This is a genomic window from Peribacillus sp. SRI_006 (assembly GCF_057586375.1).
Map to the genome: position 1 here is coordinate 15,193 of NZ_JBYCZT010000018.1, position 22,368 is coordinate 37,560.

The 22,368-nt window shown below is 40.1% G+C and carries 23 protein-coding genes and 1 riboswitch; of the genes, 18 read left to right on the top strand and 5 right to left on the bottom strand.

Annotation, left to right across the window (positions count from 1 at the left end):
• The first annotated feature begins 36 nt into the window (after positions 1 to 36).
• From AC2YHV_RS22955 to AC2YHV_RS22980, 6 genes are all read left to right on the top strand, one after another.
• Positions 37 to 1,176 (top strand): zinc-dependent alcohol dehydrogenase, encoded by a 1,140-nt coding sequence (locus AC2YHV_RS22955; protein ID WP_427603517.1) that lies wholly within the window; start codon positions 37 to 39, stop codon positions 1,174 to 1,176.
• Between the two features lie 324 nt (positions 1,177 to 1,500).
• The gene (locus AC2YHV_RS22960) at positions 1,501 to 1,953 is read left to right on the top strand and encodes a hypothetical protein (RefSeq protein ID WP_487374240.1); all 453 of its coding nucleotides are present in this window, start codon (positions 1,501 to 1,503) and stop codon (positions 1,951 to 1,953) included.
• Positions 1,954 to 2,196: 243 nt separating this feature from the next.
• Positions 2,197 to 2,742 carry a histidine phosphatase family protein gene (locus tag AC2YHV_RS22965; protein WP_268564924.1) on the top strand — a complete coding sequence of 182 codons (546 nt, stop codon included), beginning with the start codon at positions 2,197 to 2,199 and terminating at the stop codon, positions 2,740 to 2,742.
• 151 nt (positions 2,743 to 2,893) lie between these two features.
• A complete protein-coding gene (locus AC2YHV_RS22970; RefSeq protein ID WP_098864921.1) occupies positions 2,894 to 3,682 on the top strand; it encodes an HAD family hydrolase in 789 nt (262 codons plus the stop codon).
• A gap of 116 nt (positions 3,683 to 3,798) precedes the next feature.
• A riboswitch (TPP riboswitch) is annotated at positions 3,799 to 3,913 on the top strand.
• A gap of 135 nt (positions 3,914 to 4,048) precedes the next feature.
• Entirely contained in the window at positions 4,049 to 5,830 is a 1,782-nt protein-coding gene (gene thiC, locus AC2YHV_RS22975) for a phosphomethylpyrimidine synthase ThiC (RefSeq protein ID WP_048684249.1), read from the top strand.
• Positions 5,831 to 5,852: 22 nt separating this feature from the next.
• On the top strand, positions 5,853 to 6,023 hold the full coding sequence (locus tag AC2YHV_RS22980) for a hypothetical protein (protein ID WP_153246124.1): 171 nt from the start codon (positions 5,853 to 5,855) through the stop codon (positions 6,021 to 6,023).
• An 87-nt stretch (positions 6,024 to 6,110) separates the two neighbouring features.
• Here the strand turns inward: AC2YHV_RS22980 and AC2YHV_RS22985 are convergent, their stop codons facing one another.
• A complete protein-coding gene (locus AC2YHV_RS22985; RefSeq protein ID WP_487374241.1) occupies positions 6,111 to 6,620 on the bottom strand; it encodes a DUF3231 family protein in 510 nt (169 codons plus the stop codon).
• A gap of 420 nt (positions 6,621 to 7,040) precedes the next feature.
• Here AC2YHV_RS22985 and AC2YHV_RS22990 point away from each other — a divergent pair, with 420 nt between their 5' ends.
• Entirely contained in the window at positions 7,041 to 7,673 is a 633-nt protein-coding gene (locus tag AC2YHV_RS22990; RefSeq protein ID WP_063577311.1) for a spore coat protein, read from the top strand.
• A gap of 57 nt (positions 7,674 to 7,730) precedes the next feature.
• Here AC2YHV_RS22990 and AC2YHV_RS22995 read toward each other — a convergent pair whose 3' ends face one another.
• From AC2YHV_RS22995 to AC2YHV_RS23005, 3 genes are all read right to left on the bottom strand, one after another.
• The gene (locus AC2YHV_RS22995; protein WP_098864922.1) at positions 7,731 to 8,096 is read right to left on the bottom strand and encodes a carboxymuconolactone decarboxylase family protein; all 366 of its coding nucleotides are present in this window, start codon (positions 8,094 to 8,096) and stop codon (positions 7,731 to 7,733) included.
• A gap of 110 nt (positions 8,097 to 8,206) precedes the next feature.
• Positions 8,207 to 8,989 (bottom strand): cytochrome c oxidase assembly protein, encoded by a 783-nt coding sequence (locus AC2YHV_RS23000; protein ID WP_487374242.1) that lies wholly within the window; start codon positions 8,987 to 8,989, stop codon positions 8,207 to 8,209.
• Positions 8,979 to 9,497: a DUF2243 domain-containing protein gene (locus AC2YHV_RS23005; RefSeq protein WP_057275556.1), complete on the bottom strand. Its 519-nt coding sequence runs from the start codon at positions 9,495 to 9,497 to the stop codon at positions 8,979 to 8,981. The genes AC2YHV_RS23000 and AC2YHV_RS23005 overlap by 11 nt, the downstream gene beginning before the upstream one ends.
• A 265-nt stretch (positions 9,498 to 9,762) precedes the next feature.
• Here AC2YHV_RS23005 and AC2YHV_RS23010 point away from each other — a divergent pair, with 265 nt between their 5' ends.
• The 6 genes from AC2YHV_RS23010 to AC2YHV_RS23035 all read left to right on the top strand — a co-directional run bounded on the left by AC2YHV_RS23010 (position 9,763) and on the right by AC2YHV_RS23035 (position 15,704).
• On the top strand, positions 9,763 to 10,608 hold the full coding sequence (locus AC2YHV_RS23010) for a manganese catalase (RefSeq protein ID WP_487374243.1): 846 nt from the start codon (positions 9,763 to 9,765) through the stop codon (positions 10,606 to 10,608).
• A gap of 181 nt (positions 10,609 to 10,789) precedes the next feature.
• A complete protein-coding gene (locus tag AC2YHV_RS23015) occupies positions 10,790 to 11,770 on the top strand; it encodes an NAD(P)H-quinone oxidoreductase (RefSeq protein WP_487374244.1) in 981 nt (326 codons plus the stop codon).
• 199 nt (positions 11,771 to 11,969) lie between these two features.
• Positions 11,970 to 12,737 carry an arylamine N-acetyltransferase family protein gene (locus tag AC2YHV_RS23020; protein WP_187050480.1) on the top strand — a complete coding sequence of 256 codons (768 nt, stop codon included), beginning with the start codon at positions 11,970 to 11,972 and terminating at the stop codon, positions 12,735 to 12,737.
• A gap of 326 nt (positions 12,738 to 13,063) precedes the next feature.
• Entirely contained in the window at positions 13,064 to 13,687 is a 624-nt protein-coding gene (locus tag AC2YHV_RS23025; protein ID WP_400450818.1) for a hypothetical protein, read from the top strand.
• Positions 13,688 to 13,946: 259 nt separating this feature from the next.
• Entirely contained in the window at positions 13,947 to 14,516 is a 570-nt protein-coding gene (locus AC2YHV_RS23030; RefSeq protein ID WP_487374245.1) for a YdhK family protein, read from the top strand.
• Between the two features lie 705 nt (positions 14,517 to 15,221).
• Positions 15,222 to 15,704: a GNAT family N-acetyltransferase gene (locus AC2YHV_RS23035; RefSeq protein ID WP_487374246.1), complete on the top strand. Its 483-nt coding sequence runs from the start codon at positions 15,222 to 15,224 to the stop codon at positions 15,702 to 15,704.
• A 166-nt stretch (positions 15,705 to 15,870) separates the two neighbouring features.
• Here AC2YHV_RS23035 and AC2YHV_RS23040 read toward each other — a convergent pair whose 3' ends face one another.
• Positions 15,871 to 16,707, bottom strand: coding sequence for an RMD1 family protein (locus tag AC2YHV_RS23040; RefSeq protein ID WP_487374247.1), 837 nt, complete (start codon positions 16,705 to 16,707; stop codon positions 15,871 to 15,873).
• Between the two features lie 660 nt (positions 16,708 to 17,367).
• Here AC2YHV_RS23040 and AC2YHV_RS23045 point away from each other — a divergent pair.
• The 5 genes from AC2YHV_RS23045 (at position 17,368) to AC2YHV_RS23065 (ending at position 22,187) form a co-directional block, all read left to right on the top strand.
• Entirely contained in the window at positions 17,368 to 18,552 is a 1,185-nt protein-coding gene (locus tag AC2YHV_RS23045; protein ID WP_487374248.1) for a glycosyltransferase family 4 protein, read from the top strand.
• Positions 18,553 to 18,572: 20 nt separating this feature from the next.
• A complete protein-coding gene (locus AC2YHV_RS23050) occupies positions 18,573 to 18,896 on the top strand; it encodes a hypothetical protein (RefSeq protein WP_134402175.1) in 324 nt (107 codons plus the stop codon).
• 37 nt (positions 18,897 to 18,933) lie between these two features.
• Positions 18,934 to 20,724 (top strand): glycosyltransferase family protein, encoded by a 1,791-nt coding sequence (locus AC2YHV_RS23055; RefSeq protein ID WP_487374249.1) that lies wholly within the window; start codon positions 18,934 to 18,936, stop codon positions 20,722 to 20,724.
• A gap of 313 nt (positions 20,725 to 21,037) precedes the next feature.
• Positions 21,038 to 21,523: a PaaI family thioesterase gene (locus AC2YHV_RS23060; RefSeq protein WP_377330781.1), complete on the top strand. Its 486-nt coding sequence runs from the start codon at positions 21,038 to 21,040 to the stop codon at positions 21,521 to 21,523.
• Between the two features lie 433 nt (positions 21,524 to 21,956).
• A complete protein-coding gene (locus AC2YHV_RS23065) occupies positions 21,957 to 22,187 on the top strand; it encodes a hypothetical protein (protein ID WP_487374250.1) in 231 nt (76 codons plus the stop codon).
• The last annotated feature ends 181 nt before the right edge of the window (positions 22,188 to 22,368 follow it).

The following is a 22,368-nucleotide window of genomic DNA, read 5'->3' on the forward strand; positions in this document are numbered from 1 at the left end:
TATAAAATAAATCAAGAAAATTTTAGGAGGTTGATTATGAAGGCTGTAACTTTTCAAGGAGCAAAAGATATACAGGTAAAACAGGTTGAAGATCCGAAACTTCAGGAAAAGGATGATATTATCGTCCGGGTGACTTCAACAGCTATATGCGGGTCCGACCTCCATATATATCAGGGGGCTTTGCCGACGCATAAAGATTATGTCATTGGCCATGAACCGATGGGCATCGTCGAAGAAGTGGGTCCGGAAGTGACAAAGGTGAAAAAAGGGGATAGGGTTGTCCTGCCTTTCAACATTTCTTGCGGGCACTGTTATTATTGTGAACATGATATGGAGAGTCAATGTGATAATTCCAACCCTAATGAAGCGGTGGATACAGGTGGGTACTTTGGTTTTACGGAACGATATGGGAACTATCCAGGCGGGCAGGCAGAATATTTAAGGGTACCATATGGAAACTTCATGCCGTTTGTCATTCCAGAGTCATGCGAACTAGAAGATGAGTCGCTTTTGTTCATGTCCGATGTGCTGCCAACCGCATATTGGAGTGTAGAGAACGCTGGCGTCAATAAAGATGATACGGTAGCGATATTGGGCTGTGGGCCGATTGGCTTGATGGCTCAGAAGTTCGCTTGGATGAAAGGAGCAAAAAGGGTCATTGCCATCGACAATCTACCTTATAGACTCAATAAGGCTAAACGGATGAATAAGGTAGAGGCGTATAACTTCGATGAATATAACGATATGGGCAGCTACATTAAGGAAATCACTTCTGGCGGTGCCGATGTGGTCATAGATTGTGTGGGAATGGATGGGAAGAAATCGCCGCTTGAGGCGGTTGAGCAAAAGCTGAAACTTCAGGGTGGAACGTTAAGTGCGATCGAGATTGCCCTTAACGCCGTACGTAAATTCGGCACGATTCAACTGACTGGCGTATACGGTTCGAAATATAATATGTTCCCATTAGGCAATATATTTGAGCGGAACATTAACCTGAAAATGGGACAAGCACCAGTCATTCACTACATGCCAAAGCTTTTTGATGAAATCACGGCTGGAAAGTTCGACCCCACGGAAATCATATCCCATAAAGTCCCTCTCGAAAAAGCGAGTGAGGCTTATCAAATCTTTAACGATCATGAAGATGAATGTATTAAAGTGGTGCTAAAGCCGTAATCTGAAGCTCATAAAAAGTCCAATGCATGGAGTTGCATTGGACTTTTTGGTTATGTTCATAAATAGTTAATGGTGTATTATGGATAAACGTATAAAAGAGGTTTGAAATATGAATGATAGTTATGCCTTTGAACCGAAGAAATCAGGTTTACACTGATTTTTTTACTATAATGGGTGGATTCGTTTCAGGGGAATCCGGAAATGTGACGACTGACCCTTCAATTGATGAAGGAGAATATGCCAAGTGAACTTGAATAAGGGTTTTTGGTAAGGAAATGGAGTATTTATATTATATAATGATAGTGACAAAAGGAGGATGTTCAGATGGTATATAACTCGGCAGCAGAACTTTGTGAAGGGTTTGGTTATCCCCCCGTTCACGTTAAATTGACGATAGAGATCAGCGATAAAAGATTGGGACCTGTAAAGGCAGAAGCGGAGATTGCCATCAAGCCTGTTAAGGCAAAGGGATATCTGGAAGTATTGGTGGAAGAATTGGAATCGGAGCATATCTTTGCCGATGAAAATGGCAGTATCTATGGCAGCTTCGGCATCGATCAAAGCATCCAGATATATGATGAAGTCCTGACTACCATTCCGTTCGAAGAGATAATGGGAAATGAAAATTGGAAAGAGACAGTTGAGGAATCCATCACGGCGGATAGACTAAAGGAACAACTGGGGAAATCCCTAAATGATTATCAATTCAGTGATTTGAGCGGGAAATATAAATTCAGGAAAAGATGTACGATAACAGAACTCCAATTCATAGATTAAACGAAAGGAGAAGGCGATATGCTTTCTCTTTTTTACATATGGCCATAATATTTTTCCTTATGATAATCAAATTCTTGCAGTGACACAATCTGTGAGAACCTTTAACCATACACAAGGGGCGCTCAGTAGGTTTTTAATGGTTTCAACTTGCATTTATTATATTGCTTTACATAGGTTAATATATTGTTAAGGGCTTTTATAAGAAATAGAAACGAATATTTTAAAAGATAAAAAGGAGAATATATGAAAATTGGTTTGGTACGGCATTTTAAGGTGGCACATGAATTTCCTACTGGGAAATCTGTGACGGCGGATGATATGAAGCAATGGTTTGTGGACTATGATGCAGCGGATATTATTTATGGAACGACTTTATTAGGCGTGGAGGAATGGCAGGAATGTTATTGCAGTGATATGTCGAGAGCCGTCAAGACAGCGGAACACATCTTTCCAGGCACGGTTCATCGGATGGAGGAGCTGCGGGAAATACCTTCTCCCCCTCTGAGAGGAAGGATTAAGCTGCCGTTCATCCTTTGGGCCATCTGGATTCGCTGCTGCTCGGTGATCAACAAGCAGACAAGGGCGGAAATTAAGTTTGCTGAGCAAAGAATCAATAAAGTATTGGATGAAGTCTTTGCAAAGGGGGAAAGGAATGTTCTGATCGTGAGTCATGCCGCCCTCATGGTATATATGAGGAAAGAGCTGATCCGACGGGGGTTCACCGGTCCAAAGTTCAAGATTGCTAGAAATGGAAAATTGTATGTATTTGAAAGCGGAAAAGGGAAATGAATATATGGTTCCCACCGGAAAAGGTAAGCCATTTTGCGAAGAAAGAGACATGCATTTTCCGAATAGTTATTCTTTTTTTATTGGTTGTGGTTTATTATTGTAATAGTGTAATTTTTACGAATTCAATATTGGGGAAAGAGGGGTGGACATTTTGCTGAAGGCAGTTTTTTTTGATTTAGATGATACATTACTATGGGATCAGAAAAGTGTAAAAGAGGCTTTTGTGGCCACATGCGAAGTTGCCAAGGAGAAATATGGTCTGAATGTCGACGAGTTTGAAGAAGCGGTGCGGAAGGAAGCGCGTGATCTTTATTCTTCTTACGATACATATGCATTCACTCAAATGATCGGAATCAACCCATTTGAGGGACTATGGGGGAATTTTCAGGATGATCATGATGAATTCCGGAAGATGGCCGGGATTGTACCGGCTTATCGGAAAGAAGCGTGGACGAGGGGCTTGAAGGCATTAGGGATCGATGACCCGGAATTTGGGCTTGAACTGGCAGAACGTTTCCCGGCCGAAAGACGCAAAAAGCCATTTATCTATGAAGAAACATTCCGTGTTCTGGATGAATTAAAAGGGAAGTACAAATTGCTATTGCTTACGAACGGATCTCCTGAGCTGCAAAATACCAAACTTGAAATAACGCCTGAACTGGTTCCTTATTTCGACCAAATCGTGATTTCAGGCGCATTTGGACGAGGTAAACCGGATGCCTCCATTTTTGAGCATGCTTTGGAAATCATGGAGCTAGATAAGGATGAAGTATTGATGGTCGGCGATAATTTAATGACCGATATCCTTGGAGCATCACGGGTAGGCATAAAGTCGGTTTGGATAAATCGCCATGATAAGGAACGGAATGAAGTGATTCCAACCTACGAAATCACGCATTTAGAGGAGCTTTTCCCTATCCTTGGGGGCCTGGGGAATTAATTGGCGGTCCTCCTCCAAATAACAAATTTTAGATGATTGCAGAGAAAATACTAGGTCTTTTAAATTATTTACAGAATGAAAAGGGTGAGATATAGTTACCCTGTAATCAATTAAATTATTCAGACTAGGGGTGTCCAATAAAAGTTGGGCTGAGAGAGAAGCGCTTAAGCTTCTTAACCCTCAGGACCTGATCTGGTTCATACCAGCGTGGGGAAGTTAGAATCTACTTAACGATGACCTTTCAACTGGTCATTTCTGTAGTCATACTAACGTTAGCCGGGTCTTAAATATGAGACCTGGCTTTTTCGTGCGAAATGGATTGGATTTTGTCCTTTTTAAATGAACTTAAAAAGGAGAAATGAAATCATGAAGAGTAATTCAGTAAATGACATGAACGTTTCAATTATGTCCAGTTTTGCCGGAAGTAAAAAAGTGTATGTTGAGGGATCTAGACCCGATATTAAAGTACCTATGCGTGAAATTGAGCTAAGTCCGACGACAGGGGCATTCGGCGAAGAGGAGAATCCGCCTTTACGTGTATATGATACAAGCGGCTTCTATACGGATTCAGAATATCCGATTGATATTCATAAAGGCCTTGCCCCGATTAGACGCAGCTGGGTTCTGGAACGGGAAGATGTTGAAGAGTATGAAGGGCGTGAAATAAAGCCGGAAGATAACGGATATAGAAAAGTGGAGTCACAATCCAATGCCGAAGTTTTTCCGGGATTGAAAAGAAAACCATTGCGTGCGGTGAAAGGGAAAAACGTAACCCAGCTCCATTATGCCCGCAAAGGGATCATTACTCCAGAAATGGAGTTCATTTCGATCAGGGAAAATGTAGCCCCTGAGTTTGTAAGGGAAGAGGTAGCTAGCGGGCGGGCTATCATTCCGGCAAATATTAACCATCCTGAAAGTGAGCCCATGATCATCGGACGTAATTTTCACGTGAAGATAAATGCGAATATTGGAAATTCAGCTGTCAGTTCATCGATCGAAGCTGAAGTGGAGAAAATGACTTGGGCTACACGATGGGGTGCAGACAACATAATGGATCTTTCCACAGGAAAGAATATTCACACGACGCGGGAATGGATTATCAGGAATTCACCTGTGCCTGTTGGGACGGTTCCGATATATCAAGCATTGGAAAAAGTGAATGGGGTCGCGGAAGATTTAAATTGGGAAGTATTCCGGGATACATTAATCGAGCAGGCTGAGCAAGGTGTCGATTACTTCACCATACACGCTGGTGTGCTTTTGCGATACATCCCAATGACAGCAAAGCGAGTTACGGGGATTGTTTCCCGGGGAGGCTCCATCATGGCACAATGGTGCTTGGCCCACCACCAAGAAAGCTTTCTCTATACACACTTTGAAGAGATTTGTGAAATCATGAAGACGTATGATGTTTCTTTCTCATTAGGTGACGGTCTCCGTCCGGGATCCATTGCAGATGCAAACGATGAGGCACAATTTGCGGAATTGGAAACACTTGGGGAATTGACGAAGATTGCTTGGAAGCACGATGTTCAAGTCATGGTGGAGGGACCCGGTCACGTACCGATGCATTTGATTAAAGAAAATATGGATAAACAGCTGGAAGTCTGTCAAGAAGCACCATTCTATACCCTGGGACCATTGACGACGGACATAGCTCCTGGATACGACCATATCACTTCTGCGATTGGTGCTGCCATGATTGGATGGTTTGGAACGGCCATGCTTTGCTATGTGACACCGAAAGAGCATTTGGGACTTCCGAATAAAGAGGATGTTCGGGTAGGGGTCATTACTTATAAAATTGCAGCACACGCAGCTGATCTTGCAAAAGGCCATCCGCAGGCAAGAAAACGGGATGATGCCCTTTCGAAGGCTAGATTCGAATTTCGTTGGAGAGATCAATTCAATCTTTCCCTTGATCCTGAAAGGGCGGTTGAATATCACGATGAAACTCTTCCGGCAGAAGGTGCCAAAACAGCCCATTTCTGTTCAATGTGCGGACCGAAATTCTGCAGTATGAGAATCTCTCAGGACATCCGTGATTTGGCGAAGGAAAAGGGTCTGGGCTTTGAGTCGGTAATTGATGAAGGGCTTAAAGAAAAAGCGAATGAATTTAGGAAAACGGATGGGGAAATCTATCAATGATTCCGACGAGAGGGAGAATTCGATGAATCGGGTAATCCAGATAAAAGTTGAAATGAAACAGTTGGAAACTCAATTGGAGCAGCTGAAAAGGGAGCTGAATATTTTTCGGGAGAATTGCAACCATGAATTTGTGAAAAATGATTATAGTCAACAATGTACAAAGTGCCACTTGATCGAAAGTCTTCAATGGTAATGATTCCTTAATCGTCCTTTTGGAATGAATCCCTTAATCATGTTGATTCGATTACAAAACATGATTAAGGGGATCTATCATTACTATTTACATACTTGTTTTATTGATATGAAGGGGAGGAGGGACAAGCCATCCTTTTTCCTTATTCAATCTTAGGAAGTCAGCACCCAATGCAGCTTTGTTGGTATGGAATTGCGCAAACATCTGTGCAATATCTTCGCGGATGCATTGACCCATCATTTGGCTGCAAGCAACTAATCCTGCATTAATATCGATTGATACTGAAGCGGAGATTTCAGGATCTTGAAGACGTGCCCCGACGGGAATATCCTCCAAATTAGCTTTAGGCCTTTCAGGTGGTGAGGGAGGCAGTCCTACGTTATTTTCTTTTAATAATGATTCAAGTTGGTCATGTTCCTGTTTCCCTTGATAGATCACTTCAACAAGCAATTTATGCAGGTCTTTGTCGCCAGTATGATTAAGCATGGTTTGATGACAGGCAATCAACCCTTTTGTAGTTGTTAGAAATGCCCATGTTCCAAAAACCTCTCCGTAATGCATAGGCTCATCTTTCGGATTTCCGCTTAAAATTCCCATAACCATCCTCCTTGAAATTCATTAACGAATTTAAGTTACCCTGAATTCATCCAAGCATGCATCGTTGGTGTTTGGGAAATGTTAGAGGGCTTTTAATGCTTACCCTTTTATTCCTTGCAGCCATTCTTGATAACATTCATCACACAGCATTTCGTTTCTATCCGTGTCAGTAATTTGAAATGTTACTATATGGATTTTTTTTCTTCCGTGACATCACTACAATAGAAGCATTGATGTGTCATTAGAAATCCTCCCATGTATATAAAGTGTTTATAGTTTAAAGCGCCACGATTTTTTTATACAGAAAAAATGATGCAGCAGTTTATTGGTCTTCTTGGAAGAGTTTAGATTGAATAATCCGGTTGGGGTTTAACATACTAAACGTGTTCGCTTGATTGATAAAATGAGGAGGGAAATACAATGCAAAACCAATATCAACAAGGTCAAGTACACCAGAACATGCAAACGGGTGCTATCCCCCCACAATTGAATCACGGTGGTCACGAAGTATTCGATGTACATGAAGTGCTGTCGGGAGCGATCGGTACTTTAAACACGTATACTCTTTTGCGTCAGCATGTCCAAGATCAGGAATTACTCGACATTCTGGATCGTCAATATCAGTTCATCCAAGATGAATATAATATTTCATTGGAGTGCTTCCAAACGGGCCAGGATCCTTCTAAACCAACTCAGAGCTACAAAATGAATCAAGGTAACGATTTTATATATGGATTGACACCAACCCAGCCAAAAAAACCTTTGCAATCCGTATCGGAAATTACGGATGAATGCATTTCAGGCTTGATGCTTGCGGCTGTTAAGTCTGCGGCATCCATGAAGGCGATGGCAGCGCTTGAAATAACGAATCCGGTGGTTCGCCGCGTATTTGCAGATTCCGTTCCGAACTGCATTGAAATGGCCTATGAGATTTCGATATATCAAAACAAACATCATTATTACCAAGTTCCGCAGCTTGCACAGCAGGATATGCAACAAATGATGAATTCGTATGCCCCCGCACAAGGAAATAACAACAACATGAGTCATTAAAAGCAGTTATTAATAACATAAAGAAGGGATAGGACTGATTCTCCTATCCCTTCTTTATCATTGTTTCATCTGATTTATTTCCTGAATGCATTCCTGGATGAGGGTAACAGCCTGGCTCATGGTTGCTCCTCCGCCAAATGCCGCGGTCACACCAATGGCTTCAAGAATTTCTTGTTCGGAACAGCCTTGATCAAGACATCCTTTTGTATGATAGATAATACAGTATTCATCTTGTGAATATAAGCTTATTCCTAGTGCGATAAGCTGTTTTTCTTTCTTGGACAATTGACCTTCTTTAAAGCACTCTTCCGTAAATGAATTGAATTTCTCAGCAAGATCTGGCATTTTATGCGTAAAGACACCGATTCCAGCTTTATAATCACGAAGAGCATTTTCAGTAGAATTGTTCGCTTCATATTCCATTTTCATTCAGCTCCATCCAAAATTTTTTCATCAAAAATTAGTATGAGCTAAATGTTGGACGATTAAACAGAAACGCAGGAGTTTACCGAAGTAATCATAGAACCGCCTTCCTACAAGGCAAGTGACCCCTTGGGGCGGGTGGCTTTGAACCATTGATAGCAAAGGATGCATATAAGTGCAACGTCAATCGCATCACCAGCATAGTACATTAACATTCCGCCATTTTCCGCTTGTACCTTGGTGACTCCGCTTGGCGGGTGGGCAAAAATATATTTAGAAAGGATATCATGGCCGGCCAGTGAAATTGTAAATACGATAGCTCGAAATATGAAGCTGAACCTGTGGGGTGCAGGGTCCATATAAATCATAGACGCAGTGAATAGATAGCCCGCTATGAACACGTGAAAATGCACTAATGCATGCAGAAGGGGATTCTGATGCATCAACCGGTACAGACCAGTCGTATAAAGGATCCAAAGCCCTCCAATATTAAGCGCAGAGGCAGTGATTGGATTGCTTAAAAATCGCAGCGGCCAACTTTTCAACACCTTTGAAAGGCGTCTTGCTGATTGTACATCAAGTGTTCGCAGTGCAAGCGTAATGGGTGCAGCAAGCACGAGCAGGATGGGTGCAATCATTCCAAGCAGTAAATGACCAACCATATGCGCCGTGAAGTCCATATGCGCACGATTGGCTATTAGGCCTATGATTGCAGAGGCTGCACAGAGAGTGCCAAGAATCCAAAAGAAGGTACGGTATAATGGCCATTTTTTATAGCGGCGGTTCGAAATGATGACAGCTGCGATATAAATCACTAAACCCGGCATGAGTAGCATCAATAAAACCGGTTCAAAACCAGTTCCGTTATCATGAATATGTCCATTACTGTGCATTGCTGGCGTCTTCTTTCATTTTAAGTAAGCTGCGCCTTGTTTGAATGACGAGGGTAATGCCAATCAAGATCATGATTGTAGCGGCAATGTTCCAAGTCAAGTCGTATGGGAAAATATCGACATTGTAACGGATTTGATGGAGGCGCATGAGCTTGTGCTGGATGATTCCGTCATATAACTGGAAAGAACCTGCCCCGAGCAAAACTCCCCCTATCCACCTTTTCAGCCATAACCCCTTTCGACGGCGAAGGTCAGCGAACATGAATAACGACCCGACCGTTGCGAACCAGCTTAGGGCATGAAATAAACCATCCGAGATAAGCCCGATACTGGTTGTGGATTTGTCATAGAAATGATGCCAATGTAATAGTTGATGAAAGATGGCTTCATCGATGAATGCAACCAATCCGATCCCGAATAGAAAACCGGACCATAGGTTACGAGCGGAATAAGTATAACGTAATTCTGAAATGGATTGATCTCTTTGATTTCGGGGCTTGAAATCCATTTTTCATCCTCCTTTTTCCTATATATGGTTCTTTCTACTTTACCCTGTATTTTAAAGTTATAGACAGGTAGATGGACCTTTTATATATCTTATTTATTGAGCGATTCATAGCACAAAGAAAATCCTTGGCTTATTAGTTCAGTCATCAATGTTAATGGTATGTAAATTTCTTCTAATTATTGTTCATTATAACTGAATTATGGTTTTAAGCATGTACAGGCGGGTAATAAAAAACCGTATATCATAAAAAAAAGGAGGAGTTAATATGTTTCGCCATCAAAAAGAATTGCAATTTGAAGTTAAGGTAGATCGACCAGATCCGATGCTTGCCCGTCAAATTCAGGAAGTGTTAGGTGGACAGTTTGGGGAAATGACTGTCATGATGCAATACCTTATTCAGGGATTTAACTGCCGTGGAGAAGAAAAATACAAAGATATGCTGATGGATATCGGTACAGAGGAAATTGGACATGTAGAGATGCTTTGTTCACTCATTAGTCAATTGCTTGATGGCGCTTCTCCGGAAGATCAAGCAGAAGCCGCAAAAGATCCTGCTACAGCAGCGATCATGGGTGGTATCAATCCCCAGCATTTGCTCGTAAGCGGTCTTGGCGGACTGCCAACCAACTCGAATGGGGTGCCTTGGAACGGATCTTATATCGTAGCCAGCGGAAATTTATTAGCAGACATGCGATCCAATCTGCATGCTGAAAGCCAAGGACGCCTTCAAGTGGCCCGTTTATATCATATGACAAAAGATGAAGGGGTACGTGCTACCTTCCGTAAAATGTTAGCCCGTGATCGTTACCACCAATATCAATGGATGGCGGCCATTGCAGAACTTGAAGAAAAAAATGGCGTGGTTGTTCCCGCATCATTCCCACCGGAAGCGGAAATGGAATCTCAACCGGAAGCGTACGAATTCTGGAACTTATCGGAAGGTAATGAATCGGCAGATGGCCTATGGGCAACAGGAAGCGCCCCAGATGGTACGGGAGATTTTATTTATGTAGCTGAACCAGTCGCAAAAGGACAGATTCCTAACCCTAAGGTTCCGGCAGCACAATTGCATCATGACCTGGATAGAAGTCAATCGCTTAATAAAAGATAATATAAACTTTTCAAAAAAAGCTCGATGGCCCCGAAAGGGACATCGACTTTTTTTATTCTGCCTTGTTTGCCAAAACCTAATTATTTGCTTGTGGATATTTTTTGGAGTAGGATAGTTTCCATCTTCAAGACAAACCATTTTAAAAGGATGGTCACTAATTTAATGGTAAGGAGTGGGGCAAATGAAAGCAGTAGTGTTTAAAGAACCGGGTGGTGCTGAACAATTACTATTTAAAGATTTTTCAAAGCCCGTGCCCGGTAAAGGGGAAATATTAATAAAGGTTAAAGCGTCTGCGATAAATAGAACGGATATTGTTTCCCGGGAAGGGAAATCCGGTTATATGGCCAATCCAATATTGGGGATTGAAGTTTCCGGGGAAGTGGTGGAAACAGGGGAAGGAGCAAATATACAATCGGGAACGAGGGTGATGGGCCTTGTAAACGGCGGCGGTTATGCTCAATATGCTTTGATGCCGGCTGATCGTGCAATGAAGATACCGGATAACCTGTCATTTGAAGAAGCGGCAGCGATTCCTGAAGTATTCTTGACTGCGTACCAAACCTTGTTTTGGTTAGGTGAATTGACGGATCAAGAAACGGTATTGATTCATGCTGGCGGAAGCGGTGTAGGCACAGCAGCTATCCAACTGGCAAAAAAACTGACAAAAGCGAAAATCATCACTACAGCCGGCTCAAAGGAAAAATTGGATTTCTGTCACTCACTAGGAGCGGATATCTGTATCAACTATAAAGAACAAGCTTTTGATGAGGAAATCCTGAAAGCTACAAATAATCAAGGAGTGGATGTTATCCTGGATTTCATCGGTGCTTCTTACTGGGAGAAAAACCTTAAAAGCATAAAAACTGATGGACGATGGGTACTGATAGGCATTCTAGGCGGAACTGTAGTCGAGAAGGTGAACCTGATGGAACTTCTCTTAAAAAGAGTTCAATTAAAAGGCACTCTACTAACTCCCCGGAGTGATGAATATAAAAAAGAGTTAACGGAAGAATTCGTTAAAAAGGCAATGCCGTTGTTCCTCAAAAATGAAATCAAGGCAATCGTGGACCATGTCTTCCCTTTTGAAGAGGTACAAAGGGCGCATGAACATATGGAAGCCAATAAGAATGTAGGTAAAATCATCTTACAGGTAAATGAATGATTAAAGAAAAACTGCCTCGGTGCATGAATGGGGGAGGTTGCCCAGGATTAAGACAAGATTGGGCGACCTCTTTTCAGGTGATAAGCAAAAGGTGGAGCTGATGGCAGATTGATTGAAGGATGAAATATGGACAAAGTATAATGAATATATACAAAGTCAAGATACGCTTCACCGGTATCTGTCTAAGGGGGGAATCTTAATGAATGAACTGAATGCATTATTCAGGAAAAGAATAGGGCTCCAGGAAGATGTGAAACTGACATTTGAGAAATTAGACGAAATTCTCGATAAGACAGCGAAAACCATTCCTTTTGAAAACTTATCAATCATGGCATCCCATCTGAGTGATATCAATAAAGCGAATATCATGAACAAAGTCCTCCTGAGGAATGAGGGGGGATTATGCTATGAATTGAATTCAGCCCTTTATTTTTTCCTGTTGGAAAATGACTTTGATGTATCTTTGGTTCGTGGTGTCATCTATAATCAGGGGTGGATGACCATAGGAAGGACACATGTCACCATTCTATTGAACCATGAGGGCCAAACCTATTTGATCGATACGGGTTTTGGCGGGAATCTGCCATTAAAACCAGTTCCGTTGAACGGGCAAACGGTCGTTTCCCGAAATGGAGAATTCAGGATAAAAAAAGAAAGTACTAACCACGGAGATCATATCCTTGAATTAAAACTGAAACATAAAGATCGCGATTGGAGAATAGGCTATGCTTTCGATTCTTCACAACCCGTGGGAAATGTAGCGGAACTTAATGAGGTCCAAACGATCATCAGGGAAAATCCCCAATCGCCATTCAATAAACATCCATTAATCACCCGGTTGACAAACAGCGGGAACATCACTTTAACCGATACTTCCTTTACACAGTGGGAAAATGGAAAAGTGACGAAAGAAGAAATAGATGGAACACGATTTAAAGAGTTAATGAAACAGCACTTCGATAGATAGTATAAAAAAATCTGAATATCAAAGGCATCCTTTTCGAAAGATTGTCCATTCTAGTCAGTTTTTTATAGAATGGTCTTTCCATAGGATGTCATGGATATGCCAGACTTAGAAAACTATTACTATATTAATTTGCGACACTCCTGCTGAATAGTTGGCCGGTAGAGAACCCGCTGAATGCTTTATGGCGGAAAAGTAGCGAATTTCTGAGAACACTTGAAAACTGTAGGCAAACTGTCTTACTACGAATTTGTCTACAGTCTGAAACATCCATTATGGATGTTTTACTATTTATTCAATACATTCGAATTCAGTGGGGTGAGAAGGATATGGAGAAGAAGAACCGATTGGTTTTTACTAGATCGAATGCAGCTGCTAAACGAAAATTCGATGAAGCCATCACCATTTTGGAATATAGTGTAATGCTTGTTGAATTCTTTGGATTACATGAATTCAATAATATAATTGCCGGACAGTTAAGGCTGATTCTATGTGAAACGAAAAATACGCGCATAAAGCGGGAAAAGGTCACAATTGACCAATCCTTAATAAAGAAAATCAATCCTAACCCGAAATTGTATCCCATTAAAGACTCCAATCAAATGAGCAATGATCATGATCATATTACGGAAGAACTCTTCGATTATACTAAACAAAGGATTGAGCTAAAGCTTTGGAGAAATCAAATTATCTATAAAATCGACATCGAAGGAAAAACCCAGGAAATTAAAGTCATTGATTTTATTAAGGAAACAGCTAATAAAATTGGCGGTGCACATGCTGAATCAAGTTTCCCTAATAAGTCCATTATTTCTGATGGACATACGAAAATCATGTTAATAGGTATAGCGAAAGGGTTATTCAAATCCATAGGCAGGGATTATAAAAAACATGCCTCCCTGAACCTTTCACATATCATGCAAAAAATCGAACAATCAACTTTGGAAGACTAGACAGAGGAAGGACTTTTGACCAAGTCCTTCTTGCTTTATTTCCAAGCACGATCCGGCAGGAATGAATACCTCAAATACCCTCTCTATCACTAAACCATTCTTTTTCCTCGTTAAACCACGCTCGATGGCATGCTGTTCACTTTTATCCAGACCTTTAATATGATCGCCATCAGGTTACATTCAGTCACGAGTGTACTCCATATTTTCTGCATATTTAATTGGTAAGATGGATGTAATCATAAAGGAGGTTTTATTCAATATGAAAATAAGAACAAAATTGCCTATCATCTTATCATTATTTGCAGCCCTGTTTTTAGTCCTTGGAGCATGTTCCAACAGCGATGATAAAAACAAAGAAGAGAAAGAAGTAAAGGAACATAGTGAAATGGACATGAACCATTCTAGCTCGGATGATGTTCCGGAGGGATTAAAACCGGCAGAAAATCCAACCTATGAAGTTGGAAGTCAAGCGATTATCGAATCAGGTCATATGGAAAGCATGAAAGGGGCGGAAGCAACAATAGTGGGTGCCTTTGATACGACTGCTTATGCAATTTCGTATACGCCTGCAACTGGCGGAAAAAAAGTGGAAAATCATAAATGGATCATTCACGAAGAAATCAAAGATGCAGGTGAAGTGGCGTATGAACCCGGAGCGGAGGTCACAGTAAATGCTTCTCATATGGAAGGGATGAACGGGGCAGTCGCTGAAGTTGAATCTGCCGAAAAAACGACTGTTTATATGGTCGATTTCACACCGACTACGGGAGGAGAAAAAGTGAAGAACCATAAATGGGTAACCGAAAGCGAATTATCAGCGCCTAAATGATTTAACATCATGAGTTCAAAAACAGAAGAAAAAAGGATTGGAAACTCCTTCTTCTGACTAGGAGGCTTGGCAGAAAGTAGGAAAGGGGTATGTGTAATGATTTCCACTCTAGGCACTCGCTTTCCGCGGGCGGTCCGGGAGCCTACTCGGCGCTCGCCTGCGGGGTCTCCCTGGCCACGCTTTTCCCACAGGAGTCTCATACCTTCCGTTCCAATCAACTGGAATTTTATAAAAGTAATATTGTAGGGAAACTGGCTCTTTTTTTCAATTCGTTTACAGTTTGGCTATTCCATCAATTTATTGACAAAAGGGTGTTCGAATTGGTCCCACCCCGAACCATGAAATTAAAACAAGATTAGATTTTCATTGGTGTTTTTTTCCTGTAATTCTCATTGGATTAAAGAGATTTGCGACATTCCAGCCCAATAACTGGCTAGCCGGAGACCCCGGAGACGCTTGCGCCGAGGAGGCTTGGCAGACAGTCGGAGGAAAGGGAGCGGGTTTCTGAAATCAACAGAACCATTCAAATAAAAAATGCAGGTAAACTTGATTTTCATTGAGCTTATCCACAGTCTGAAGGAATGGTAAACAAAACCATTCCTTTTTTGTGTGAATGAATTTTCTTGAAAATTACTTTACTTGGAGTGTAAAACATTAGTTTCTGTTAATATGGCTTTATCTGAAATATGAAAATGGGGTGCAAGTATGATGGCTGGATTAATTATTAGACCTTTTATGGAAAGTGACCTTGAGGCGCTGAGCAATTATTGTTTACCTATAGAACAAGCAATCTATACTTCTATACCTTTAAAAGTTATCGAAGACTTCAGGAAGGATAAATATAATCTCCCCATGGTCATTTATTTAGATGAGGATTTGATTGGTTGTTTTGCCTTATATACGGATAAAGCGGGAAATCAATATACAAATAATGAGAATGCGATCCTTCTTAAATCATTCTCCTTGGATTTGCGCCATCAAAAAAAAGGCCTAGCTTTTAAGGCGTTAAAAGTGCTTCCTGATATGATCAAACTAAGTCATCCAGATAAAGATGAGATTATTCTAACGGTGCATCATTCGAATATCCCAGCGATAAATTTGTATAAGAAAGTTGGATTCATTGATAAAGGATACAGATTTAACGGGGAAGAAGGGGAGGAATTCATTTTCCACTTTGCTTTGGATTAAGGGGAATTTAGCTAACTTCTGGAATGCTTTGTCCCGATAGGAAAAGCATGTAATTAAACGACAGTATACAGTCAGCTTAAATATGATGAAGTGGTTAAACGCAAAAATAAGCATCAAAACGATGCTTATTTTTTTTGAATATATTCCAAACGATATGATTAAGAATTCATGGAATCCATCCTATAATTTCTAAAATCGTCAGAAGAATCTCAAAGACAATGAGAATTACAATGATCCATTCAACGAATAGTCCCCTGATTGAATGGCTGATGTTAGAAAATCCATCCATGATGTTATATAAAATTTCGGTTTTACTTTTCAGGATTTTGTACCGATCATTCAATTCAAAAAATTCAAGCATTCTATCATAAAATTCGCCGGCAATGCTGCTTGTCCATGTAATATCAGGTTTATCCAGAATCATGATATATGCCAGGGTATTGTACTCGTGACGTACGATTTTTGCCGTAGTCCTCGCTAGTTCCTTGTTACCGATTCTGAGCTTGCCTTTTTCCAGTCGGTCAATCATGGCTTCAAGCTTGTCGTGGATTTTTCCTAGTTGCTCCTCCGTCTTTTCAAGTGCCACCGATTTTGCGAGAATGGTGGAAATTAATTCAGGGTAGAAAAATTCATATTTAGGAACAACTACATATTCGTCTGTCAAATTGATGTTTTCAGTTTCACTGAAGTGAAGGCTGTAATCATCCGTATATCTATCTACATTGACGAGATCAATGTCGGGCTCGAATGATTGGATAAAGGAGGAAAATGCCTTGATCTCATCCTCATGTGAGTAATTGATGAAGACGATGCTGCCAAAGGAAAAAACCAGCACCTGCTGCGATTCGTCCACATTTTTATAAAGGATGGAACGTAGAATATCGCCTTTAAGAATTAAAGGCTCTTCCCAGGTGAATTTTTTGGGGATGCCGCAATGAATGGCGATTTTGTTCAAATCGATTTCATTAGTGATTGCACATGCTTTAAAGGTAATTACTTCCATCTATATCACTCTCTTCAGCAAATTGGTCTTTTTTCGATTCTATTCTATTCTTACAAAAACATGCTTGAATAATTCTGGAAGGTAGAGAAAAATCAACAGACTGGTAACTAAACCAATAACCCCATTATGGATATAAAAATAATCAAGTCTAAGCTTTTGGGAAATATATAAGAGGGCGATTCCGGTATCTGGATCGTCCTTCTTTATTTTGCTTGTTTATACATACTGAAACTTTACAAAAGGCTCTTTTCGTAAAGATTGTTGTTTTTAAACGAAACTATTTAAGGTTGATTGGAGCGGAAGTGCGAGACTCCTGCGGGAGAAGCGGGAGAGGTGAGACCCCACAGGCGTTTACGCCGAGGAGGCTCACCGCCCGCACCAAGGAAAGCGAGCATCTTGAGGGGAAATCAACCACTACCCACTACCTGGTAAATAGCAACAAAGTATGTGAAAACAGCCTTACAAAAACATATAAAAGTTCATGAAAACTTTACTTTTATTTACAGAATTCTCACATTGATGTCAATATTCAGTAATACATGTTTGTTATAATCGATTGACGGTTTTAAAAGTGGTTGGAAAAGGGTCTTTTAAAAATCCTTCATTTACAGATAAGTAGCAGGCTGATTGAAGATGACTGAACAGTAGGAGTGAACAAAAATGGAGGAATCTATAAATCTATATGAGCTTACATTTAGTGAAAAAGATAGATATGTGATCATTACGAATGCTTATCCACATGAAGATCAGTTATATCGGAATGGGTTTATCCACCGAAGAGTCAAGGCTTATCTGGATGAGGGTTTGAAGGTGGATGTCTTTGTTTTGCATCCTGCCTATAAAAAAGCGGAAAAGTATACGTATGAAGATGTGCCTGTTTATCGAGGAACTGAACAGCATTTGCGCATTTTCTTAAATCATAAAATACATAAAAAAGCGCTCATTCATTTTGTTAATCCAAAAATGGTGCAAGCGATAAAAGAAACGAACACGGATTTACCGATTATCACCTGGATACATGGATTTGAAACGGAGGCATGGCATAGAAGATGGTTTAATTTTCTTGAAAGCCCTGAAAGCTTGAGGAAGATACTTGAAATGTCGGACGATTATTATGTATCACAGCTTTCTTTTATGAATTGGTTTTATCAAACGACTGAATTGGATACAACCTTTGTTCATATATCCAAATGGTTCAAAGAGCATATAGCGGAATGTGATGCAAGAGCAGAATCGAAAAATTCAATAATCATTCCTAATGTCATAGATGACAATCTGTTTACCTTTATTGAAAAGCCAGCTGAAATGCGGACAAAAGTCCTTTCAATCAGGCCATACGCTTCACGAAAATACGCCAATGACCTATCGGTGAAAGCAGTGCTGGAACTATCGAAGAGACCATACTTCGATAAGTTGGAATTTGCATTTTATGGCGATGGAAAATTGTTCGACCAAACCGTTGAGCCAATCCGGGATTTTGAGAATGTAACGATTCATAAAGGTTTCCTTTCTCAGGAGAAAATCGCTGCATTACATAAGAAGTATGGAATTTTCCTTTGCCCGACCCGTTTGGATTCTCAAGGGGTTTCCATGTGTGAGGCAATGTCGAGCGGACTAGTGCCGATTTCAACAGATATTACGGCAATCCCGGAATTCGTTAAACATGACGTTTCTGGCCTTCTAACAAAACCTGAGTCTCCTACCGATATTGCCGATGCAATAGAGCGCTTATATTATAACTCGGACGTATTTTTAAGAGTGTCAAAACGAGCTTCTCAGTCGATTCGGGAAAAATGCGCTGTAGATGTTGTTATAAAAAGAGAATTGGAGATCATCAAAGGTTAATGGAGGGGAGTTTTTTCAATATGGACGAGCGAAACGAATATTGGAAAACGATGTATGAGGAACTCGAATTACAAATGAAAGACATGATGTCCATGACATTGGAGCTCATAGAGAGCAACGGCATGGAAAAACAAAAAACCATTGAGAAAGTTACAAAAGAAAATAATAGGCTGCGAGAAGAATTAGAAAAAAGTAAGATGGCCCAAATGGAAAATATTAAGCTTAACAAAGAAATACGAAGACTTAAGTTGTTAGAACATAAATTCAACGTTACGTATGCAGGGAAATTCACATTAAAATATCTTGCGCTTAAATCATCTATTAAAGAACAAATAAAGAAATAAAAATTCATATCAGATTTCAGTCATTGGAGTGAAAACTTTGAATTCACATGAACTAGTTGAAAACAGAAAAATGAAGGTACTTCTATTTGGCTTTATAGACATGAATTCAATGGATGGATCTGCAGTATTTTTATCTTCCTTAGCATCGACCATTGCGTTAGATTCCAACATCGAAGTTGACTTACTTTTAGCTAGTCCGGTCAAACGTGATATCTTAATTCAGCCACTAGAGAAATTTGATAATATAACCATTCTCAATCCTTTTGTAGATCCTTTTTTTAATGCCGCCGGTGATGAATGGGTAAAAAAAGGTGTCATTGATTTCGATATAGCTGAAATGCTCATTTCTCATTATTGGAGTCAAAAGGAATATGATTGGCTATTTGTCAGAAGCATTGAGACTGTTGAAAAAATCGCAAAGCATAAGCAGATCATAAAGAATACATTAGTTTATGCTACAGGATTGACTCACATAGGTCAGGATGTTAATGAAGAGAAATTCGAGAGCATCAAAAATATATATGATCAGTGTGCGTATTTCTTATGTCAAACAGAAGAGATGTGCGAATTTGTCATCGAAATTCTTAATTTGAATAAAGAAAAAAACAAAGTTTCCCTGCTTACCCCGATGATACCAAACGTTGAATCAGCGGAAGGGCAGACCCGGTTAAAAAACAAGCTTGTATATACAGGGAAATTCGACCCGGATTGGAAGACCATTCCCATTATTACTGCTTTTAAAGAATTAAAACGTGAGATCCCGAATCTATCACTTGATGTGGCGGGGGATAAATTCAAATGGGTTAAAGATGATTCTCAGTTTAAGGAAGAGGCGGCATACCTCCTTAAAAATACGGATGGGCTTACATGGTACGGTGCTTTGACAAGGGAGAATGCCCAACAATTAATCGTGAATAGTGATATTGGGATAACCTGGAGAAGTGAGGAAATGGACAGCAGTCTGGAACTGTCTACAAAGCTATTGGAGTATGGGATTTTAAGGAAGGCTGTAATAATGAATCCAACCAAAATGCATATGAAGCTTTTTGGCGAAGATTACCCGTTATATGCTGTTACAGAGAAGGGTTTCCGAGACGCTGTCAAATTAGCATTATGTAATAAGGATATATATGAGTTTGCGGCCCAACGAATGTATCAAGTTAGCAGGCAGTTTTTATTTTCGGAAGCAATAAAAAAACTGCAAGGACCATTATGGAGCAAGCGCATTACCGATTATGTGAATGAAAGTGCGAATAAGTTTTATATTGATGAAGATGACTTTGATGAACTGATTAGGCATACATCATTAAAAAAAGTGAAAATATTGCCTGCGGAGTTTAATGTTGACGAAGTTTTCACTTATATTGTCAAAAACATACCTGAAGAAATAAAACGAGTCGAAAAACTGTTTAAACTGTCTGGGTATGGTCAAATCATTTCAGCAGAAAAAGCTGGATGTTATACATTTCTCCACATCAATAAAAGGTATGGAAACTTTGAACGAAATTTTCAAAATAACGTCCCTTATCTAAAAACGATAGGATTTGAAACCTTTGGCAATCCAAAGCTAAAACCAAAAGATGTGGAGATTTCAATCAAAGAACGGGCAGTTGTTGATAAAGAAAAATATGATATGAAAGGGAAAAATAAGGAATTAGCTAAAGAAGTAAAGCAATTAAAAAAACTGAACACAGTTCAACTTAAACAAATTACTAAGCTAGAAAAACAAAATCAAGCACTTGGACGTAAATATGATTCACTTTCAAAGTCGAAAATGGGTAAAATGACATTCAAGTATTGGGATTTAAGAAAAAGGCTTAACTTTTAATAAGAAGGTAAGCCTGCAATAGAATGGTAGACACTTCTTAACTCTATATCAGTCAAAGGAAAGCTCCTGAATGCTTCTGGCTACAGGGGCCTTTGTCAATTATATCGAGTAAAAGGAGCAGGGATTCTTGCAAACTTTTTATGTGTGTTTTCGATTAAAGCTGCATCAGGTTATTATTCTATGAAAATTAAAACTTGGTAGTAAGCTCAATAAAGAATCATGGAATTTAAAAAAACTACCCTTTCAGCATGTATCCTAATAGACCCCTTATTCATTAATGGTGTTATAATATTCTGAAAAAGGGGGAGAGATGATGGAGGAGAATGTGCTAAAAGCGATTCAAGATGATTATCCAGATGCATTTGCATGGTGTTATGGATGCGGTCGCTTGAACAAAGATGGTCATCATTTTCGAACAGGTTGGCAAGACGAGCAAACAAGGACTATCTATACACCACGTCCAGAGCATATTGCAATTCCAGGATTTGTTTATGGCGGCTTGATTGCCTCTTTAATTGATTGTCACGGAACAGGTTCCGCTGCATTGGCTTTACACCGTAAAAACGGTCATGAAGTTGGAGATGGAGTGGAACCACCCAGGTTCGTGACTGCGTCACTGAATGTGGAGTTCGTAAAGCCAACCCCAAATGATGTGCCATTAATGGCCGTTGGGACGATTCATGAAATTCACCCTAAGAAATGGAGAATCGAAACAGAGGTATTTGCACTCGATAAACTTTGCGCCCGTGGAGAGGTAATCGCTGTGGTGATGCCAAGTACTTTTAAAAGCAAAGAGTGATCTTTATTAATGTAAACGCATCGAATCCGGAATTAGATGTACTATCAAAGGGCCGTCCAATTATTTGGACGGTTATTTAGTGTATCTGAGTATCCATTTCAAGCATGTTATCGTAATAAAGGGGCATGTAGCTGGAAATTACAAGCCAAATATTAAGATATTAATATACTTACATTATAAGCAAAGGGAGGTTGCATGGATGAAAATAAACGTAGAGATAGATGAGGAGATCAAGGCGATAGAGGTGCTTATCCGCAATCGTGAATGGAATGAGGAAGTGTAGGACTTGATGGAACGCTTGAAGGAGAGGAAAAGACCGTATTTTGTCGGCAGAAAAGGAGAAATGCAGCATGTTTTTCCGGGCAGAAGAAATCATCTGTTTGTTCACTGAGCAAGATTCGATAATGGTGCGGACGAAACAGGGATTTTCGAAATGAAAGAAAGGTTATATGAACTGGAAAGGGAACTTCCTGGTGCTTTTTTGGTGAGTTTGGGACAATTACTCGTTAGTTTGGTGCTTTTACAGGCGAGTTTGGAGCGAATACTCGTGAGTTTGATGCTTTTACTCGTGAATTTGATGCTTTTACTCGTGAATTTGGAGCGAATACTCGTGAAACACAGAAACGAACATGCTTTTTTTCATTGTCATTACGATGCATCTTGAATTCAAAGAAGAGTTCGTTGTATTGACCTGCCAGCTTCATGATACTTTTATGAACTGATTTAGGTTCAATTGTAAAAGCTGCAAAACGGTGATTTAACTCCATTGTGAGGGCCATAAAGAATAATGGGAACAGATGCCATGAATCCTCTGGAACTTCGATGAAAGCCCTTATACCTGCTCG

Coding starts and splice junctions, on each gene's coding strand:
- AC2YHV_RS22955 (WP_427603517.1), top strand. CDS start 37: ATGAAGGCTGTAACTTTTCAAGGAGCAAAAGATATACAGGTAAAACAG.
- AC2YHV_RS22960 (WP_487374240.1), top strand. CDS start 1,501: ATGGTATATAACTCGGCAGCAGAACTTTGTGAAGGGTTTGGTTATCCC.
- AC2YHV_RS22965 (WP_268564924.1), top strand. CDS start 2,197: ATGAAAATTGGTTTGGTACGGCATTTTAAGGTGGCACATGAATTTCCT.
- thiC (WP_048684249.1), top strand. CDS start 4,049: ATGAAGAGTAATTCAGTAAATGACATGAACGTTTCAATTATGTCCAGT.
- AC2YHV_RS22980 (WP_153246124.1), top strand. CDS start 5,853: ATGAATCGGGTAATCCAGATAAAAGTTGAAATGAAACAGTTGGAAACT.
- AC2YHV_RS22985 (WP_487374241.1), bottom strand. CDS start 6,620: ATGGGAATTTTAAGCGGAAATCCGAAAGATGAGCCTATGCATTACGGA.
- AC2YHV_RS22990 (WP_063577311.1), top strand. CDS start 7,041: ATGCAAAACCAATATCAACAAGGTCAAGTACACCAGAACATGCAAACG.
- AC2YHV_RS22995 (WP_098864922.1), bottom strand. CDS start 8,096: ATGGAATATGAAGCGAACAATTCTACTGAAAATGCTCTTCGTGATTAT.
- AC2YHV_RS23000 (WP_487374242.1), bottom strand. CDS start 8,989: ATGCACAGTAATGGACATATTCATGATAACGGAACTGGTTTTGAACCG.
- AC2YHV_RS23005 (WP_057275556.1), bottom strand. CDS start 9,497: ATGGATTTCAAGCCCCGAAATCAAAGAGATCAATCCATTTCAGAATTA.
- AC2YHV_RS23010 (WP_487374243.1), top strand. CDS start 9,763: ATGTTTCGCCATCAAAAAGAATTGCAATTTGAAGTTAAGGTAGATCGA.
- AC2YHV_RS23015 (WP_487374244.1), top strand. CDS start 10,790: ATGAAAGCAGTAGTGTTTAAAGAACCGGGTGGTGCTGAACAATTACTA.
- AC2YHV_RS23020 (WP_187050480.1), top strand. CDS start 11,970: ATGAATGAACTGAATGCATTATTCAGGAAAAGAATAGGGCTCCAGGAA.
- AC2YHV_RS23025 (WP_400450818.1), top strand. CDS start 13,064: ATGGAGAAGAAGAACCGATTGGTTTTTACTAGATCGAATGCAGCTGCT.
- AC2YHV_RS23030 (WP_487374245.1), top strand. CDS start 13,947: ATGAAAATAAGAACAAAATTGCCTATCATCTTATCATTATTTGCAGCC.
- AC2YHV_RS23035 (WP_487374246.1), top strand. CDS start 15,222: ATGATGGCTGGATTAATTATTAGACCTTTTATGGAAAGTGACCTTGAG.
- AC2YHV_RS23040 (WP_487374247.1), bottom strand. CDS start 16,707: ATGGAAGTAATTACCTTTAAAGCATGTGCAATCACTAATGAAATCGAT.
- AC2YHV_RS23045 (WP_487374248.1), top strand. CDS start 17,368: ATGGAGGAATCTATAAATCTATATGAGCTTACATTTAGTGAAAAAGAT.
- AC2YHV_RS23050 (WP_134402175.1), top strand. CDS start 18,573: ATGGACGAGCGAAACGAATATTGGAAAACGATGTATGAGGAACTCGAA.
- AC2YHV_RS23060 (WP_377330781.1), top strand. CDS start 21,038: ATGGAGGAGAATGTGCTAAAAGCGATTCAAGATGATTATCCAGATGCA.
- AC2YHV_RS23065 (WP_487374250.1), top strand. CDS start 21,957: ATGAAAGAAAGGTTATATGAACTGGAAAGGGAACTTCCTGGTGCTTTT.